Consider the following 18,132-nt stretch of genomic DNA (forward strand, 5'->3'; position numbering starts at 1 on the left):
TCAATAAAGACACACATCCGGAACACTGCTCACAGCGGCCGGCGCGGAGTCACGGGGCTTGAGGCCTCCGTCTTCCACCACGGACAGGTCTGCGAAATCGAAGAGGCCGTGCTTGTACAACTTGAGGCGCGGGCTCAATCCTTCGGGCCCGACCCGGATCGCGACGAACTTCGCGTGATCCGTCTGCATCATCCGTTCGAACGTCCGCACGGATTGCTTCGAGGACTCTGGATACCCGAAGCGGGAGATGGCTTCCAGAACCGCGGAGGTCTGGGTCCCGCTGTAGATGAAGTTGACGCGCTTGGGCTGGGACTGGTTCTCGGACGCCTCGATGGCGATCTGGGTCATCTTGTCCGCCGAGCGCTCCCAGAGCAGCGCGTTCACCTGACGAACGCGCTCCAGCTCGGCGGCGGACACGCCCATGTCCTGGAGGAAGCGCCACAGCGCCGAGCCCGGCTGGAACGGGGGCTGCTTCTCGTCGAAGCGGACCAGGTACATCTTGGACTCGAGCGTCCCGTCATCCAGGAAGCTCAGCCCCAGGAACAGCGGGAAGAACTCGGCGCTCAGCGCGGCGGCGTGGGTCTTCACCCGCTCCGCGAAGGGGCCTGCCCGGAAGCGCTCCGGGAGGCGGCTCATCGCATCGTCGAAGCCGGAGTGCCCGCGCAGGGGGTCGAAGTGCCAGCTCGCCGCGATCGAATACCGGGTGGGGCCGCCGGGCTTGAACTCCGCGCGCACCAGGCCCAGGTCCGACGGGCGGAACGTCTCGCAGATGGCCACGGAGCGCTCGACGCCCTCGTTGGTGATGCCGAGCTGGCGCGTGTATTCGCGGAAGGCCTGGGTCACCGTCCCGTTGTCGCTGTAGAGCATGAAGCCCAGCCCGGGCTCGTCCGCGTTGAAGGAGAACTCAATCAACGCCCGCTTCGCGGTGCTCAGCGCCTGCACCGGGAGCCAGTATTCGAGGAAGCGCCGCACCTCCGCCGCCTCTCCCAGCAAGCCCTGCTCACGCAAGGTGTCCCGCACGAACCACCCCAACGCCTGGTCCGGCTTCCACAGCACCTCCGTGTCGAAGTGACAGAGGCGATCCCTCGGACCGACGGTTCCGGGCGCCACCAGGTTGGCCAGCACCCGCCCCACGTAGCGCGCGCCGAACGCCACCCGGCTGGCGGGCCACAGCGCCACCTGCGGCTCGGACGTGGGGGCCTCCGCGTTGGCCGGCGCGGGCCGCAGGGCCTCGTGGCCGAACCCCTTCACGGACTTCTTGCGCCACGCGCGCTGCGCCAGCCGCAGGGCGATGTCCGGCCGCAGGAGGAACTCGGGCCCCGCCTGCACGTGCATCAGCTTGAGGAACTCCTGGTAGATCTCCGGATGCGCGTGGTTCAGCGCGTAGAGCTCCTCCACGTACCACTGGGCCAGCTTGACGAGCTTCGTCCGCTCCCCGGGCACGTGGGTGTGGCGCAGGGCCTCCGCCGTCACGAAGAACCAGAGGCCCTGGAGCCACTGCGCGCCCGTGCGCAGGTAGGACGCCGTCCAGGCCTGCGTCACCGCGTCCAGGCTGTCGAGCTGGTGCAGCGCCTCGTTCAGGAGGTTCGCCTCCAGCATCGCCACCGACATGCCCTGGCCGAAGACGGGGTCGAAGTAGCACCACGCGTCGCCCAGGACGAGCAGCCCCGCGGGGAAGTCCCGGACGCGCTCGAAGTGACGCCAGCGGACGTCGGGCACCCGGTACACCTGGACGTCCGACACGGGCTTCGCGTCCTTGATGGCCTCGTAGAGGTCCGGCTCGCGGAGGCCGCGGGCGAACTCCACGAAGCCCGCCTCGTCACGCGGCGGGTGGTGCCCCTCGTAGCCGAACAAGGACACGATCCACCGGTTGCCCTCCACGCCCTGCATGGCGCCGCCGCGCGGCGCCTCCGGGGGCAGCGGCGTGATCCACAGGCCCCGCCAGTCCCTGGCCGTCGCGGGCTGCTCGAAGAGGCGCGACACGTAGCAGAGGTTGATGGGGAGCCGGCTCTCCTCCGGCGGGCTGAAGCCCAGCTCCGACAGCCACCTTCCCAACTGCGAGCCGCGTCCGCTCGCGTCGACCACGACGTTGGCGAGCCGGTTCGTCACCCCGCCGCCGTCCTCCTGGCGGTCATGCGTCTGGACGCCCAGAATCCGCCGCCCATCCGGCGTGGCCAGCAGCGCGCGCACGGCGGTGGACTCCAGGAACTCCACGTTGGGGTACGCGCGGAGCCGGCCGCGCAGGTAGCGCTCCAGCGAGGAGCGCGTCTGCGGGTACAGGACGATGCCGCTGCGATGCCGCGGCATCCAGTCACCGAACTGCAGCCACCGGAGGTCCTGGGTGAAGTCGAAGGGCTCGATGCCATCCGCCTTCATCTGCTCGACGAGCCCGGGAAAGTACTGCTCCAGCAGGTCCACGCCCTTCCGCAACAGGACGTGGATGTGGTGGCCCTGGGGAGCGCCCTGGCGGGGCCCCTCCTGGAGCACGTCCCGTTCAATGACGGTGACGCGCTCGAAATGGTCCGCCAGCACCCGCGCGGCGCTGAGCCCACCGATGCTGGCGCCAATGACAATGGCGCTCCCCGGAAGTTTGTGCATGTGTCGCTCGCGGAGGACGCTCAGGCTGTTGCCCGCGGTCCCGTCAGGTGCGCCAGGATGAGGTCGTGGACTTGCGTGGCGTGGAGCGTGTCTGCCTCGATCAGCTCAGCGTTTCGTGTCATCAGCACCGGCCCGCTCGCGGGGTCGGTGGGCAGCCCATGGGCCCCCTTGAGGAGCGAGCCGTCCAGCGGGACGACCTCCAGGCGTGAGCGCACGCCCAGCTTCTCCTTCAAGAGGCTGCCCCCCACTTCGAGCGTGCGCAGGCCCAGCTTCGGGTCCACGAACATCTCCAGCGGGTCGTAGCCAGGCTTCCGGTAGATATCGACGGTGCGCGCGTAGTCCGGCGCGCGGGCGTCATCCCGCCAGTAGAAGTAGGTGAACCAGGCGTCCGGCTCGGCCAGGGCCACCAGCTCGCCGGAGCGAGGATGGTCCAGGTGGTGGGCCCGCTTGCCCTCCGCGTCGAGCACCCGCGCCACCCCAGGCTCCGCCTCGACCAGGGCCTTCACCTCGTCCAGCAGCGCGGGGTCGCGGACATAGATGTGAGCCACCTGCATGTCCGCGACGGCGAACGCCGCGCTGCCGCTGGGATAGACGGCGTCACGGCCCTGCTCGTCCCGAATGGCGAGCCAGCCGCGCTGGCGGAAGAGCCGGTTCAGGTGGACGGGACGGGACACGGGGACCGCGCCGAATTCCGACAGGATGATGACGCGGACGCCTCGGCCTTCGTAGAAGGCGATCAGCTTCCCGACGAGGTCGTCAAGCTCCCGGAGGCTCTTGTGAATCTCCTTCGAGTCCGGCCCGAACGTGTGCGGCGTGTAGTCCAGGTGTGGCAGGAAGACGAGGGAGAGCGTGGGGCTGTGGCGCTGCTCCAGCCACATGGCGACGTCGGCGATCCACTCCGACGAGCGGATGCTGTAGCGGGGGCCCCAGTAGTCATAGGCGGGGAAGTTCCCCAGCGCCTCGACGAGCGGCTTGCGCAGGTGAAGCGGCTCCGTGAAGACGTCCGGCAGCACCCGCCCGTCCGAGGTGAAGGACGGCTGCGGCGTGATGGCGTAGTCCGCCTTCGAATACATGTTCATGAACCAGCACACGCGGGCGCAGGTGAAGCTGGGGTCCAGCTTGCGCGCCGCGTCCCAGAGCTGCGGCGTCTGCACCAGCCCGTCGGACTGGGGCCAGAAGCGGACCTCGCCCAGCTCCCGGTGGAGCCATCCGTCCCCGACGATGCCGTGCTCGCTGGGATATCTTCCGGTCAGGAACGTGGCCTGCATGGTGCAGTTCAACGCCGGCAGGACGGGCTGGAGCGGGACCATCCGCCCCCGCTCCACGAAGGCCTGCATGTTGGGCGTCGAGGGTCCGACATATCTCGCGCTCAAGCCAGGCATGTCCAAAACGACGCATCGTTCCATGCCGCGAGCAAACTGCTCACGCGCCAACCAGTCAATCACCGACCAGGTTGGCCTCCCCCAGGTCCGAGACGTCCAAACCGGCGCGTTTTCACATACAGCCACATGTAGAATTTTACCGTCACCACTGGCCAGGCTTCACCCACACGCGCGTGCGGGCACTGAATGAGTAGCCACACACCCAGCACAGTGGGTAGTGAGATGAAACGGAATACATGTTCCAAGAGGATGGGAAACCGGCCGGCGCCCAGCATTTTCCCCTCCGATCCGGGCGGCTTCGCGTGCGCTCCAGCGACGCGCTCCATCCCCGCCTTTCCCGCCGTCCCGGGACACCGCCGCCTTCACATGTAACTCATCAAGTCCCGTCGCGGCCAGACCCGCTGGATAGGAATTGAGCAGCACCGCCAAAGACACACGCGACTTGTGTCATCCCCTGGGTTCTTGACGGTTCGCTTCGGCCCACGCGACACTTCACGCAATCCGCTCACGTCTCATCAGCAAGGCGTTCGAAGCGCGGCCGCGCATCCCTGTCACCCGTTGCAACGTCAGGAACCCATGGACTTCAGTTGGACTCAGGAGCAGGTGGAGCTCTATGACCGCGCGCTCGCCTTCGCGCGCGCGAAGTTGCCCGAGGCCTCGAAGGGCCCCAAGGAAGCCCTCCCCCGCGAGCTGTGGCGGCGCTGCGGCGAGTTCGGCTTCCTGGGCCTCCCCGTGCCAGTGGCCCACGGAGGACTGGGGCTGGACGCGCTGACGACGGCGCGGGTGATGGAGGCGCTGGGGCGCGGCTGCGTGGACACCGGGCTGGTCTTCTCCGTGGGGGCCCACGTCTTCGCGTGCGTGATGCCCATCCTGGAGAGCGGGGACGCCGCGCAGCAGGCCCGGTGCCTCCCCCGCTTGTGCTCGGGGGAATGGGTGGGCGCCAACGCCATCTCCGAGCCGGAGGCGGGCTCGGACGTGTTCGCCCTGAAGACGCGCGCGGTGCGCGACGGTGACGGCTACGTCCTGGACGGCGGCAAGAGCTACGTCACCAACGGCCCCTCCGCGGACGTCTTCCTCGTCTACGCGGCGACGCAGCCGGCCCACGGCTACATGGGGCTGAGCGCCTTCCTCGTGGAGAAGGACACGCCGGGCCTCTCCGTGGGGCGCGCGTTCGAGAAGATGGGGCTGTCCACCTCGCCCATCGCCCCCATCTACCTGGAGGGGTGCCGCGTCCCGGAGTCGGCGCGGCTGGGCGCGGAGGGACAGGGCGCGGCGCTCTTCAAGCGCTCCATGCAGTGGGAGCGCGCGTGCCTCTTCGCCGCCTACGTGGGCGTCATGGAGCGCGTGCTCGAGCAGACGGTGGACTTCGCCCGGACGCGCAAGCAGTTCAAGAAGGCGCTCGGGAAGAACCAGGCCATCTCCCACAAGCTGGCGGACATGAAGCAGCGGCTGGAGGCGTCCCGGCTCCTGCTGTACCAGGCCTGCTGGAAGATGGACCGGGGCCAGGACGCCGTCATGGAGGTGTCCCTGGCGAAGCTGGCCATCAGCGAGGCCGCCATCCAGAGCGGCCTGGACGCCATCCAGATTCACGGCGGCATGGGCTACGTGGCCGAAACGGGCATCGAGCGCGTGCTGCGCGACGCCATCCCCAGCGCCATCTTCTCCGGCACCTCCGAAATCCAGCGCGACATCATCGCCAACCAGCTCGGCCTATGACACTCGACCAAATCGTCATCCGCGCAGCGGCGAAGGCTCCCGAGTCCATCGCCCTCAAGGGCCCCGACGGGACGCTCACGTACGGGCAGTTGGACGCGCTCGCCAACCGCGTCGCCCGCGCGCTCCAGGAGCTGGGGGTGAAGCGGGGAGACCGCGTGGGGCTGTGGACGGAGAAGTCCGTGCGCGCCGTGGCCGCGATGCAGGGCATTGCCCGGCTGGGCGCCGCCTACGTCCCCATGGACCCGCTGAACCCCGCCGCGAGGACGCGGCTCATCCTGGACGACTGCGGCATCGACGTGCTGGTGACGAGCACCACGCGCGCGTCCGAGCTGCACAACGCGGGCGTGAGCCGGCTGCGCTTCCTGCTGCTGGACGACAAGGGGCCTGAGCTCTGCTGGAACCGCCTGTCCAGCTTCTCCTCGGCGCCGCTGCCGCCGCACGGCGCGGGCGACGACGACCTGGCGTACATCCTCTACACGTCCGGCTCCACCGGGGCGCCCAAGGGCGTGTGCATCAGCCAGCGGAACGCGCTGGCCTTCATCGAGTGGTGCCACGAGCTGCTGGGCACCACGCCGGAGGACCGCTTCAGCAACCACGCGCCCTTCTTCTTCGACCTGTCGGTGCTGGACCTGTACGCGGCCTTCATGGGCGGCGCGTCCGTCACCCTCATCCCAGAGGCGCTGGCCTTCGCGCCCGAGAAGCTGGTGGAGCTGGTCCTCCGCGAGCGGTTCACCTGCTGGTACTCCGTGCCCTCCGCGCTGATGCTGATGATGCAGGAGGGGGGGCTGCTCAATCACCCCGACCTGCCCTTCCGCATGGTGCTCTTCGCCGGAGAGCCCTTCCCCATCCGGCACCTGCGCCCGCTGCGGGAGCACCTGCGGCGCGCCCGGTTCTTCAACCTCTACGGCCCCACGGAGACGAACGTCTGCACCTTCCACGAGGTGACGGAGCTGTCGCCGCACCGGACGGAGCCCGTGCCCATTGGCCGCGCGAGCTGCGGCAACCGCGTGTGGCTGGCCCGCCCGCCGCCGGACTCCGAGGAAGCCAGGGAGGAAGGAGACGGCGTGGGCGAGCTGATGGTGGAAGGCCCCACCGTGATGATGGGCTACTGGGGCCAGCCGCCCCATGGCGCCCGCCCGTATGCCACGGGGGACCGCTGCCGCGAGCTGCCGGACGGCACCTTCGAGTACCTGGGCCGCCGCGACAACCTGCTGAAGGTGCGCGGGCGCCGCATCGAGGCGGGTGAAATCGAGGCGGCCCTGCTCGCGCACCCGGACATCCGCGAGGTGGGGGTGGTCGCCACCGGCGCCGGACTGGAGGCGCGGCTGGTGGCCTTCGTGGTCAGCGGCGCGGCCAAGGCCCCCTCCCTGCTCAAGGTGAAGAAGCACTGCGCGGAGCGGCTCCCCCGCTACATGATCGTCGACGAGGTCCGCGCGCTGCCGGAGCTGCCACGCACCCAGAATGGCAAGCTCGACCGGCGCGAGCTGCGGGAGCGGGCGCAGCGGCCCTCGACACGCTGAGGCAGCCCGTACAGGCCGTGCGCCCTCGCGGCGCCCGGCCCGCCCGCCTCCAAGAGCGCCTCGACTTCGCCCAGGCTCCCGACCATGATGGCCGCTCGCGTCAAGCGAGCCACATGGAATCCACCAGAGCTGAACGGCCTCGCCGGCGGTGGGCGCGAATCATCGCGGGCGTCCTCTTCACATGCCTTGTCGTGCTGCCGGCGCTGGCGCTGGTCGCGGCCGTGGTCGCCCTGCACCACCTCGACCGTCCCTTCCTGAAGGAGCCCCTGGTCGCCCAGGTGGCGTCGGCCACCGGCCTCCAGGTCGACTACCGGACCGCCCGCGTCGCCCTCCTCTCCGGGTTGCGCGTGGAGGGGCTCGTGGTGCGGACGCCAGCGCCGTTGCAGGAGGTCGCGCCTGAGCTGCTGCGCGTCGGCGCGCTGGAGGCCCACTGGACGCCCGGCGCGCTGCTGCGCGGCCCCATCCGCGTCGAGCGCGTCGCGGTACGCGACGTGACCGTGACCTGGGCCGCCGACGACACCGGGGCCACCTCCGTGTCGGCCCTCTCGGGTCCTCCCGCCGCCGGGCCGCCGCCCGTTGAAGCCCCCGCCGGGCTGTCCCAGCAGGTCGCCAGCCTCCTGGCGGAGCCGCTCCCCGTCGGGCGCGTCGAGGTCTCCGGCGTGACGTTGAACCACGTCCGGGTCCAGGGCGGAGACGTCGTGGAGCGCTGGTCCCTGCGAGGGCTCGCGGCCCACGTCGAGGCGAAGCAACAGGACACGGCGTGGAAGGTCTTCGCGAACCTGGGAGAGCCGGGGGCGCCCCTCCCGCTGGAGGTGAGCCGCGAGGGCACCGGTCTCCCCTCGGCGCGGGCCCGGCTGGCGCTGTCCGTGGCGCTGGAGGCCTGGGCCTCGGCGGCTCGCGCGAGGGTGGACCTGGACGTCACCCAGCAGACCTTCGACCCACGGTTCTCCGTCCGCTCGCTGCTGCATGGCGCGGTGACGGCGCGCTTCGACGTCGAGCACGGGCACGTCGCCGTCGAGCTGGAGCCCACCGAGGTGACGGACAGCGCCGGGCTCCGGGCCCAGGTGGTGCTCCCGGATGCCGCGAACGCGCCCCCGGTCGTGGTGCGGGCCCTGGCGGACATCGAGCTGGAGAAGCTGCTGGCGGTCATCCCCGCCGAATGGCGTCCGTTCTCGCTCGGCCGCGGCAAGGTGCACCTGGACGCCCAGGACGTCACCCTGAGCGCGGTGCCGACGCTGGGCCCGCGCGGCAAGCTCGCGCTGGAGGCGGACGTGGCGGCGCTCCGGATGGACGGGGCGCCGCTCCAGGTCACGCTCGGCGGCGGCCGTGTCGCGCTGGTGGCGACGCCTGACCCGACGCAGGGGCTCGCCGCGAACGTGACGTTCGGCCTGGAGGGGCTCGACGTCGCGGGTCCCGCCGCGCTGCGAGTCCCCAAGGCCCACGGCGAACTGAAGGGGCATCAACTCCGGCCCGAGCCCGCCTCCCCCCTCCAGGTCGCGGGCGACGCGAGCCTGTCCGGCATGGTGGAGTCCCTGGACGTCCGGACGCCGGACCTCCGGGCGAAGGCGGAGCGGCTGGGCTTCCAGCTCAGCGCGCCCCTGGCGGCCAGGCCCCCGCTCGCGCTGAACGCGGACGTGCCCATCGCGGCGCTCCACGTGTCCTCACCGGAGGGGCGCACGCTGCTGAAGGGGCCCGTGCGCGTGAAGCTGGAGGCGACGGACGCCTTCCCCCGCCTGGATACGCCGCGGCTCAGCACGGGCCGCGCCCGGCTGGCGCTCGACGTGGACACGCTGCGGGCGTCCCTGGACGCCACCAAGGCCCGGGACGCGGTGACGTACACCCTGGCCGTGCGGACACCGGACCTCGCGGCCGCCCGCCCCTTCCTCCCGGAGGGAGTCGCGGCGCGCATCCCCTGGCGGCGCCTGGGGGTGAGCCTCGTCTCGCAGGGCAGCGTGAAGGCGCTCTTCTCCGCCGCGCCCCGGCTGGAGCACCGCACGGAGCTGGCCTTGCGACAGCCCGCCTGGGGCGACGTGTCAGCCAGCAGCGCGGCCCTCGTGGTGCGCTCGCGGGGCGACGCCTGGCGTCACCAGGGAGACGTGGACCTGCGCGTGGAGGGGCTCCGCGCTGGCGAGGAGGACCTGGGGCTCCAGCATCAGACGCTGACCCTGGACCTCGACCGGACGAGGCCCTCGCTCCGGCTCGGGCTCACGAGCCAGGCGGGGCCCAGGCTGGCGCTCGATGTCGCGCTGGCCTTCGACCGGAAGGCCCAGGCCCTTCGCTGCGACGCGAAGGCCGAGGTCCCCCCGCTCACGGCGTGGGCGCCGCTGCTGGCCAGGGCACCGCTCCCCAGGGAGCTCCACACATCGCGGCTCTCGGTGGGCCTCGAGGTGCACGGCGACCTGCGCGGCGTGCTCCAGGACGTCCGCGCGGACGGCACCGTCCGCATGGCCCCGGCCCCAGCGCGGACCGCCAGCTTCAACGGCACCGCGGTCGTGGACGCGCGAGGCCTCCGCTGGCGCCAGCCGGATGGCCTGCTCCTCAGCGCGCCCGCGCTGCGCTGGGAGCTGAAGTCGCGCGTGGACGGCGCCCAGCGGAACGTGCACAGCGGCCTGCGCGTGGAGAAGCTCACCGTCGGGATGAGCGACCGCCGGCTGTCCTTCGCGGACCTGACGAGCGACTCCACCGCCACCTTCACCGAGGCGCTGGAGGCGGACGACCTCGAGCTGAAGCAACGCTTGACGCTCCGGTCGCTGGAGCAGGACCCGGCGCTGCCCTACCCGGTCCAGGACGTGGAGGCGTCGTTCACCGCCCGGCGGAAGCCCTCTGGCGTCATCCACGTCCCCGAGCTTCACGTGGCCAACGCGGGGACGGACACGCGGTTGAAGGTGCGCGGGCGGCTCGACCTCAGCGAGGACCGGCGCCGCCTGGGCCTGCGGGGCGAGCTGTCGCAGGACATGGCGAGGCTCACGCGGCCGGGGGTCCTGGAGGGGCGCGGCAAGGTCACGGTCGACTTCCGGGTGGGCTCGCCCGACCTCGTCGTCTTCCGGACCTTCTCCAACCTGCGCATCCAGGACCTGCACCTGCGGATGCCGGAGCAGGGGTTCGAGGTCGAAGCGCTGGATGGCAACGTCCCGCTCACCGAGAACCTGGAGCTCCGGGACGGACAGCTGCGGCTGCTGAGCGACATCGACGTGAATCCGTACCCGATGCTCCGCTTCGCCGACCAGCATCCCCTGCTCTCGCGCAGCGGCTACGTGTCGGCGAACCGCATCGCCACGCCGAGGGTCTCCATCGCGCCCATGGCCGGCAACCTGTCCGTCAACCAGCACGTCATCGCCATGACGCAGCTGGAGATGGGCGTCCGCGGCGGGCGCATCACCGGGCAGTGGCTGCTGGACTGGCAGGGCCCGCGCTCCACGCTGGAGGCCCGGGTGCGCGCCACCGGGGTGCAGTCCTCGCGCGGGGAGCCCTTCGACGGAAACGCCGCCGTCATCATCTCCGCGAAGGACCGCAGCATCGACGGGCGCGCGGAGATACTGCGCATCGGCAACCGGCACCTGCTGGACCTGCTCGACATCGAGGACCCGCGCCACGTCGACCCCGCCACCAACCGCGTCCGCTACGCCCTGCGTCTGGGCTATCCGGAGCACGTGCGAGTGAGCTTCAACCGCGGCTTCGGCAGCCTGCGCATCACCATGGGCGGCCTGGCCAGGCTGCTCAGCATCGATGAAATCCGGGGCATCCCCATGGGCCCCATCGTCGACCAGCTCATCAAGAACATGACCCCTCCGGAGACTCCGCCATGAACCACCGTGGGTTGCTGCTGTGGGCCGCGCTCGCCGCGTCCGGGTGCATCAGCGCGCCGGAGATCGTCATGGTGGACCGCGCGACGGCGCTCGAGGAGCAGGCCTCCGGCTCGTTCAAGGACGTGGAGCAGCGGCTGGCGCGCGCGGGCATGAACCCCACGCCGGTGCCGCTCACGCCCAACCAGTTGGAGGCGCTGGGCATCCAGCCCACGGCGCTGGTGGAGAACCTCGGCAGGACGCCCGCGGACCGCCTGGACGACCTGCTGCGCCGCCACTGCGTGGGTGAAGGACGGGATGGCCTGCTGGCGAACACGCGCCGCCGCTGCCAGGCGGGGCGCATGACGGCCGATGACGTGGCCCTGGTGGAGCGGGTGAACCGCTCCCGCAAGCAGCTCTGGAAGTGGATGCAGTCGGTCCGCCCGGACGTCCCGGAGGAGACGCTGCGCCGGAACTGGCACAAGGTCCACGCGGAGGGTGTCGTCTGCGGGGGCTGGGTCGAGGCCGAGGATGGCACCTGGGGAGAGAAGCCGTGCTGACGCGCTGGCTGCGGTGCTGCGTGGCGCTGGCCGCGGTGCTCGCGGGGAGCGCCTGGGCGCAGGATGACGAGAACGACGGCGGCGTGCGCATCCCCACCCGGCTCACGGTGGGCGTGGGCGACCAGTTCCTGGGGCAGCTGACGCCGGATGGGAACACGCTGCTCTTCGCGTCCAACCGCAACATCGCGACCGAAATCTACACGCAGGACCTGGAGCGCGGCCGCGAGCGCCGCCTCTTCGACGAAGGCGCGGACGTGACGTGGCCCCGCGTCAGCCCCGACGGGAAGCACCTGCTCTACATCTCCTTCCGGAACCAGGCCGGCGGCCAATTGTGCGTGCGGGAGCTGCCCACGGCCAGGGAGCGCCGCTGCCTGGAAGAGGAGGCCAGCGCGCTCCAGGCGGAGTGGATGGATGAGACGCACATCGCCCTGGTGAGCCGGGCCACCATCCAGGGAGACCTCCGCCTGTCCAAGGTCGAGGTCGGCGGTCCGTGGCGCGTGACGCCCCTGCTCGAGCGGAACCTGACCAGCCCCACCGTCTCTCCGGATGGGCGCTGGCTGGTGTACGTCCCCGTCGAGCGCTCCGTGCGGCAGGTGGGCCCTGGCTTCGCCGCGCGCGCCGCGCCCCACCTGGAGGCCCTGCGCCTGGACAGCCCTGGCGCCAGGCCCATCCCGCTGGCGCTCGACATCCCAGGGCAGACGGGGCAGCCGGCCTTCTCCCGCGACGGGCGCTTCCTGTACGTGGTGCAGTTCTTCACGGACTCCAACGCGGATGGCGTCATCGACGCGAGCGACAGCGGCGTGTTGTTCCGGGTGCCCTTCGAGACGGCGCTTGACGACGCCGCCCACCAGGCCGCCGCCGCCAGTCCGGACCAGCTCACCAGCGTGGCCTGGGATTGCCAGTACCCGGCGCCGGCCACCGGGTCGCTCGTGGCGACCTGCTCGCGGGCACGCTCCCTGGACGTGTACCAGCTCCCCCTGGACGGGCAGGTGCCCGGTGAGTGGGACGCGCGCCGCCTCCGCGAGGAGCTGAGGATGGTGGGCCGCCGCGCCGACGAAGTCCTGCTCTACCGCCACCGGCTGCTGCTGGAGAAGCGCCCCAGGCTCCAGCGGCTGCTGATGATGCGCATGAGCATGCTGCACCTGCGCGTCGAGGACTTCGGCGCCGCGGAGTTCTACGCGAAGCACATGCGCGCGGTGAGCGACCCCACCACCGACGGGCTCGAGGAGCCGCTCCTCATCCTCATCGACCACCGGCGCGCCATGAAGGAGCGCGAGCGGGGCCGCATGGTGGACGAGCTGAGCGTGGCGGAGCAGCGGCGCCTGGCCGCGCTGGCCCCCTCCACCGCGCGCAGCGCGCCCGCCGAGGTCCTCCAGCACGTGGTGCGCAGCGAGCTGGCGGATGACGCGGGTGACTTCGCCCGGGCCCGGCAGGAGCTGGAGTCCGCCCGCATCACGGACACCACGCCGCGCGGCGTGCTGGAGGCCTACCACGCGCGAGCGGACGCGCTGTACCGCGAGCTCGATGACCGCGACGCGCTGGTCGAGGCGGGCCGCCGGCTCTCACAGCACAGGGTGTTCCCGGCGGATGACCAGCTCGACTTCGCGCGCGCCGCCGTCCGCGCGCTGTACCGGGGGCGCCCCCATGCGGAGGCGGACGCCGCCATGGCCCGGGCGCTCGCCGAGGCGCCGGCGGGCTCGGCCCATGCGTTCGCGCTGGAGCTGGGCCGTCACGTCAACGCCATTCGCGGCGAGCGCCCACCTCGCGCCGTGCGGGATGCGCTCATCGCCTTCTACCGGCAGCAGACGGACCCCCTGCGCCGGCGGGTCCTGGTGCAGGACGCCGTGGAGCGGGCGGCGGAGCACGGCGCCGATGGCGTGATGGAGGCCCTGGCGCTGGTCTACATCGACGACACGCCGGAGGGCTCCGAGGAGCGCCGCCGCGCGGAGCGGCTCTTCCGCCGCGCGCTGATGGGCCGCGCCTACCGGCGCCTGTCCCGCCAGCGCCAGGACGCCGCCCGCGCGGACTTCGACCTGGTGACGCAGCGGACGGGCTCGCTGGAGAGCGCCGTCGAAGCCATGAACCTGCGCCTGCGCGCCGGCGTCAGCCCCGACGCGGTGGCGAAGGAGGTCACCACCACCGCGCCGAAGATGGTGAAGCCGCTCACGCACTTCGTGCGGGCCTACGTCACCGCGCGCCAGCTCTCCAAGCTGGAGGGGGACGCGCACGCCCAGGGCGTCGCCTCCGCCATGCGCGAGCTGCGGAGCGCGTGGCCGGAGCTGAAGAACCAGCGCGTGGTGCAGGCCCTGCTGGGCGCCATCCACCACGAGGACTTCCTCCGCAACCGGGACCCCGCCGCCGCCGAGCGCGCCAACCGCTACTACATGGTGGCCCTGGACCTGATGCGCAACAACGTCCGCTACCGGGCCATGATCCTGGGCGCGCTGGGGCTGCTGCACACACAGGTGGGCAACTTCCACATCGCGCTGGGCTACCTCGAGCAGCGGGACACGCTGCCGTACGTGGACAACTGGGCGGGGCTGGCCGTCGCCATGGCGCGCGCCCACGCGCTGCTGCATGTCAACCGCGAGGCGGACGCGGCGGAGGCCGCGGACAAGGCGCTGAGCATGGTGGAGACCACGCAGCGCCTGTCCCGGTTCCGGCCCCTGGCGCTGGAGCGCGCGGCGCTCTACAACCTCGCCGCCGGCCGCTTCGACCGGGCCTTGACGCTCTATGAGCAGGTGCTGCCGCTGGTGGAGGCGAGCCCCCAGGACGAAGAGGGGCTGCGCAACCGGCTGGTGCTCCGGTTGGCGCGCGGCGCGGCGGCCCTGGGCGCGGGGCACCCGCGTCGCACGCTGGAGGACCTGGAGCACGTCGAGCGCGGCCTCGCCACGCCGGCCATCCGGGGCACGCTGAAGTGGGCCCACTCCACGCCGGAGCACGTCCTGCGCTCGTACCGCCTCATCGCCACGGGCCTGCGCGCGAACGCGGAGACGCGGCTGGGCCGGCTGGACGCGGCCGCCCAGGCGCTGGAGCAACGGCGCGAGCTGTACCGGGAGCAGTTCGACCAACTGGGCCGCGACGAGGACCTCCGCGCGGTCACCCTGGGGGAGCTGCGGCTGGCGGAGAACGCCGCGGACCGGAAGGACCCGGCGCGGGCGAGCCACTGGCTGGGCGAGGCGCTGAAGCACGCCGACGCCCTGGTCGAGCGCACCCACGCGGACGTCGATACAGGGCAACTGGACGTGCTCTGGTTCGCGGCGCGGTTGCACGCCCAGGGAGCCGAAGGGCTGCCCTTCGACGTGCCACGGCGGGTGGGCGAGGCGCGGCGCTCCCTGGTGGAGCTGCGGGACCCCGCCTGGCGCGCCTACCTGGCGTGGTTCGAGATCTACTCGGCGTTGCAGGCGCCGTCCGACGAGGAAAGCGGCGGCGCCCTGGCTCGGCCCGCCGCGCCCTGACGGCCTCGGGTGGAAGAGGCACCTGCGCGTGTCGACCGCGCTCGCCGCGCGGGTGGCCAGCCGTCCCCTCCCCGGCTGGCTCGCCGGGCCCGCGGACCCGTGCCTGCTCGCCTGGGTTGCGCCAGGCAAGCAGGTGCCCGCGGTGGCTGGAGGCCGCGGAGGCGCGGCGTTTTCAGCGTGGAGACGGGCCACCCGAGCTCTCGCTGTCCATGTTCATGAGCACGCTCATGGGAGGACGCGATGTTTTTCGATAGCTGGCACGACCTGGCCCGGGTGTTGATTGTAGGCGCGGCGGCGTATGGGGCCCTGGTGCTGATGCTGCGCCTGTCGGGCCCGCGAACGCTCTCCAAGCTCAACGCCTTCGACCTGGTGGTCACGGTGGCGCTGGGCTCGACGCTGGCCACGGTGCTGCTGTCCAAGGACGTGTCCCTGGCCGAGGGACTGCTCGCCTTCGCCGTGCTCATCGGCCTCCAGTTCCTCGTCACCTGGACGTCGGTGCGCTGGCCCGGGTTCAACACGGTGGTGAAGTCCGAGCCCGTCATGGTCATGCGGCAGGGCCGCTTCCTGCCCCAGGCCATGCGCCGGGCCCGGGTGATGGAGGAGGAGGTGCGCTCGGTGCTGCGCGACCAGGGCGTGGCCCGGCTCGGGGCGGTGGAGGCGGTGGTGCTGGAGACCGATGGCTCCTTGTCCGTGATTCGCCGGCAGGACGCTCCCCCCGAGACGCTGCCCCGCCCCAGGCAGGCGCGTCACGACCACGGCGGAGCCGCCGACCTCGATTCGTAGGAGGGCTCAAGGGCCACCACGACCGCCGGTGGCGCCGAAGATCTGTCCGGTGGAGTAGCTGGTCCCCTGGCTCGCCAGCTCCACGTAGATGCTCGCGAGCTCCGCGGGCTGGCCGGGGCGGCCCAGGGGCGTGTTCCCACCAAACGAGACGAGGTTCTCCTGGGTCTGCCCGCCCGACACCTGGAGCGGCGTCCAGAACGGTCCGGGCGCCACCCCGTTCACCCGGATGCCCTGCTTCGCCAACTGCTTGGCGAGGCACTCGGTGAAGTTCCGGATGCCCGCCTTGGTCATCGAGTAGTCGAGCAGGTTCTCGGGCGGGTCATAAGCGACGACGGAGGTGGTGTTGATGATGGCCGAGCCCGGCTTGAGGTGCGGCACGGCCGCCTTGGTGAGCCAGAACATCGCGTAGAGGTTCGTCTTCAGGGTCCAGTCAAGCTGCTCGGTGGTGATGTCCAGGATGGAGGCGTGGCTCTGCTGGCGGGCGGCGTTGTTGACGAGGATGTCGAGCCCCCCGAGCCGGCTCACCGCGTCCGCGACGAGCTTCTTGCAGAACGCCTCGCTCCGGAGGTCACCGGGGAGCGCCACCGCCTTGCGGCCCGCGGCCTTGATGAGCGCCACCACCTCCCGGGCGTCGGGCTCCTCGGCGGGGAGGTAATTGATGGCCACGTCCGCGCCCTCGCGCGCATAGGCGATGGCGGCGGCGCGTCCGATGCCGGAGTCTCCGCCCGTGATGAGCGCCCTGCGCCCCGCGAGGCGGCCGCGGCCCTTGTAGCTCTTCTCGCCGTGGTCCGGCCGAGGCTGCATCTTGCTCGCGAGGCCGGGCCAGGGTTGCGACTGCTTCGGGAACGGAGGCTTGGGGTACAGCGTGACAGGGTTCTGGAGGGGCTCCGCGGCAGCGGACGCCGTGCCTCCGTCCTGGCCCAGCGCGGGTGTGGCGAACACCGCTGCGACTCCCGCGGCCAGCCCACCCATCACCCGACGGCGGGAAGGTGTGTCGTTCTCGTCCGAATCCATGGTCTGCCTCCGTTTCGAAGCGCAGGACCTAGGCTGGAGGGCCGCGTGCGGGAACACCTCCCGCACCAGCGCGCCTTCATGTGGCGGCGAGAGGACAGTCCGACGGCCGCGCCAGCCTCGGCGTGGCGAATGGCCAATCAGGCCATGCACTGAGGGGCACGAGCCACCGTCATGGCCTCCCGGCCTCTGTCCGGCGCGGTCCAGGCACCCTACCTTCCCGTCCAGGCACCGGGTCGATGAGCCCGCGGCGGCGGCGCCTGAGGCAGGCAAGGAGTCCCTCGACCATGGCCAGCAAGCGGAGCGCTGCTGCGGCTCACGTATGGCACGACGCTCTGCGCGCGCTTCCCCTAGGACTCAATGAAGACGAACCGCATGACAGGAGCCCTTTCCATGAAACGCTTCCACCCCGTCCACGAGAGGCAGGAGCGCGCCGCGAAGTGGAGCCTGCTGCGCGACGTGGTGCTGCCGGGCGCCGTGGTGGGGACGCTCGGCGCGCTCGCGATGACGGCGCTGGCGCTGCCGCTGGGCGCGCTCACGCGGGGGGACGTCTGGTACGCGGCCCGCCTGGCGGGGGGCGTCTTCTTCCGGGAGGCTCCCGCGGGCCCCTGGGCCGTGGTGCTGGGCCTGCTGGTGCACGTGAGCACGGCGGGAGGCTTGGCCACGCTCTTCGCCCTGCTGCTGCCACGCGGAGGCACCGCGACCGCCGCGCTGTTCCTGGGGCTGCTCATGGCGCTGGGGCTCCAGGCCGTGATGCCCGAGCTCGTGGCGCCCTGGGCCTCTCCGCCGCTGGACCGCGCGAGCCCCCGCGCGGCGCTGCTGCTGCTGCACCTGGCCTTCGGCGCCTCGCTCGGGCTCATGGTCCCGGTGCGGCGGGGGCTGGCCGCGGTGGACCGGGCTCGCCGCGCCGTCCAGGCCGTGCGCGCGCCCCTCGGCTGAGGCGCGCCCTCAGGGCCCGCGCTCGCTGGCGCCCGCTCGCGGCGGCGCCACCTGTCGCGCGTCGTGCAGTCCTGGCAGCAGCAGCGGCGGGAAGGGCCCGGGCGGCATCGACGGGCGGGCCCGCGCAGCGGCCTCCAGCAGCACCAGCCCCACGAGGATGACGACGAAGATGAACGCGGTGGCGAAGACCAGCCGGGGCCCGCCGGGCCGCTCCGCCAGGTGCATGTAGAAGAAGGCGAGGAGCCCCGCCTTCACGGCGGCGATGCCCAGCGCCACCTCCAGCCCCCAGCGCCCCAGGTGAGCCCGGGACAGGAGGAACGACAGGGTGGTGAGGACCAGCAGCCCCACGCCCACCAGCAGCACGCCCTTCGTCGGAGACACGC

The 18,132-nt window shown here is 71.7% G+C and carries 11 protein-coding genes; 7 read left to right on the forward strand and 4 right to left on the reverse strand.

The features are described 5' to 3' along the window. Positions 1-2,598, reverse strand: a complete 2,598-nt coding sequence (locus tag MYMAC_RS21305; protein ID WP_095959417.1) for an NAD(P)/FAD-dependent oxidoreductase — start codon at positions 2,596-2,598, stop codon at positions 1-3. A gap of 20 nt (positions 2,599-2,618) precedes the next feature. Next, complete coding sequence (locus tag MYMAC_RS21310; RefSeq protein ID WP_095959418.1) at positions 2,619-4,004, reverse strand: alkaline phosphatase family protein; 1,386 nt, start codon at positions 4,002-4,004, stop codon at positions 2,619-2,621. 552 nt (positions 4,005-4,556) lie between these two features. Here MYMAC_RS21310 and pigA point away from each other — a divergent pair. The 6 genes from pigA to MYMAC_RS21340 all read left to right on the forward strand — a co-directional run bounded on the left by pigA (position 4,557) and on the right by MYMAC_RS21340 (position 15,799). Beyond that, entirely contained in the window at positions 4,557-5,696 is a 1,140-nt protein-coding gene (pigA, locus tag MYMAC_RS21315; RefSeq protein WP_095959419.1) for a prodigiosin MBC biosynthesis dehydrogenase PigA, read from the forward strand. Next, positions 5,693-7,216, forward strand: a complete 1,524-nt coding sequence (locus MYMAC_RS21320; protein ID WP_095959420.1) for an amino acid adenylation domain-containing protein — start codon at positions 5,693-5,695, stop codon at positions 7,214-7,216. Before pigA ends, MYMAC_RS21320 begins: the two co-directional genes overlap by 4 nt. Positions 7,217-7,329: 113 nt before the next feature. Continuing rightward, the gene (locus MYMAC_RS21325; RefSeq protein ID WP_095959421.1) at positions 7,330-11,022 is read left to right on the forward strand and encodes an AsmA family protein; all 3,693 of its coding nucleotides are present in this window, start codon (positions 7,330-7,332) and stop codon (positions 11,020-11,022) included. Further along, a complete protein-coding gene (locus tag MYMAC_RS21330; protein ID WP_095959422.1) occupies positions 11,019-11,558 on the forward strand; it encodes a DUF1318 domain-containing protein in 540 nt (179 codons plus the stop codon). Before MYMAC_RS21325 ends, MYMAC_RS21330 begins: the two co-directional genes overlap by 4 nt. Further along, a complete protein-coding gene (locus tag MYMAC_RS21335; protein WP_239988932.1) occupies positions 11,552-15,016 on the forward strand; it encodes a hypothetical protein in 3,465 nt (1,154 codons plus the stop codon). The genes MYMAC_RS21330 and MYMAC_RS21335 overlap by 7 nt, the downstream gene beginning before the upstream one ends. Positions 15,017-15,256: 240 nt before the next feature. Further along, positions 15,257-15,799 carry a DUF421 domain-containing protein gene (locus MYMAC_RS21340; RefSeq protein WP_095959423.1) on the forward strand — a complete coding sequence of 181 codons (543 nt, stop codon included), beginning with the start codon at positions 15,257-15,259 and terminating at the stop codon, positions 15,797-15,799. A 6-nt stretch (positions 15,800-15,805) separates the two neighbouring features. On the opposite strand, the gene MYMAC_RS21345 is transcribed toward MYMAC_RS21340, so the two are convergent. Beyond that, complete coding sequence (locus MYMAC_RS21345) at positions 15,806-16,813, reverse strand: SDR family oxidoreductase (RefSeq protein WP_095959424.1); 1,008 nt, start codon at positions 16,811-16,813, stop codon at positions 15,806-15,808. Between the two features lie 390 nt (positions 16,814-17,203). Between MYMAC_RS21345 and MYMAC_RS21350 the strand changes: the two genes are divergently transcribed. Further along, positions 17,204-17,749 carry a hypothetical protein gene (locus MYMAC_RS21350; RefSeq protein WP_095959425.1) on the forward strand — a complete coding sequence of 182 codons (546 nt, stop codon included), beginning with the start codon at positions 17,204-17,206 and terminating at the stop codon, positions 17,747-17,749. Positions 17,750-17,758: 9 nt separating this feature from the next. Here the strand turns inward: MYMAC_RS21350 and MYMAC_RS21355 are convergent, their stop codons facing one another. Further along, a complete protein-coding gene (locus MYMAC_RS21355) occupies positions 17,759-18,130 on the reverse strand; it encodes a cytochrome C oxidase subunit IV family protein (RefSeq protein ID WP_095959426.1) in 372 nt (123 codons plus the stop codon). Between the last annotated feature and the right edge of the window lie 2 nt (positions 18,131-18,132).

The sequence above is a fragment of the Corallococcus macrosporus DSM 14697 genome (genome assembly GCF_002305895.1).
GTDB classification, from domain to species: Bacteria; Myxococcota; Myxococcia; order Myxococcales; family Myxococcaceae; genus Myxococcus; species Myxococcus macrosporus.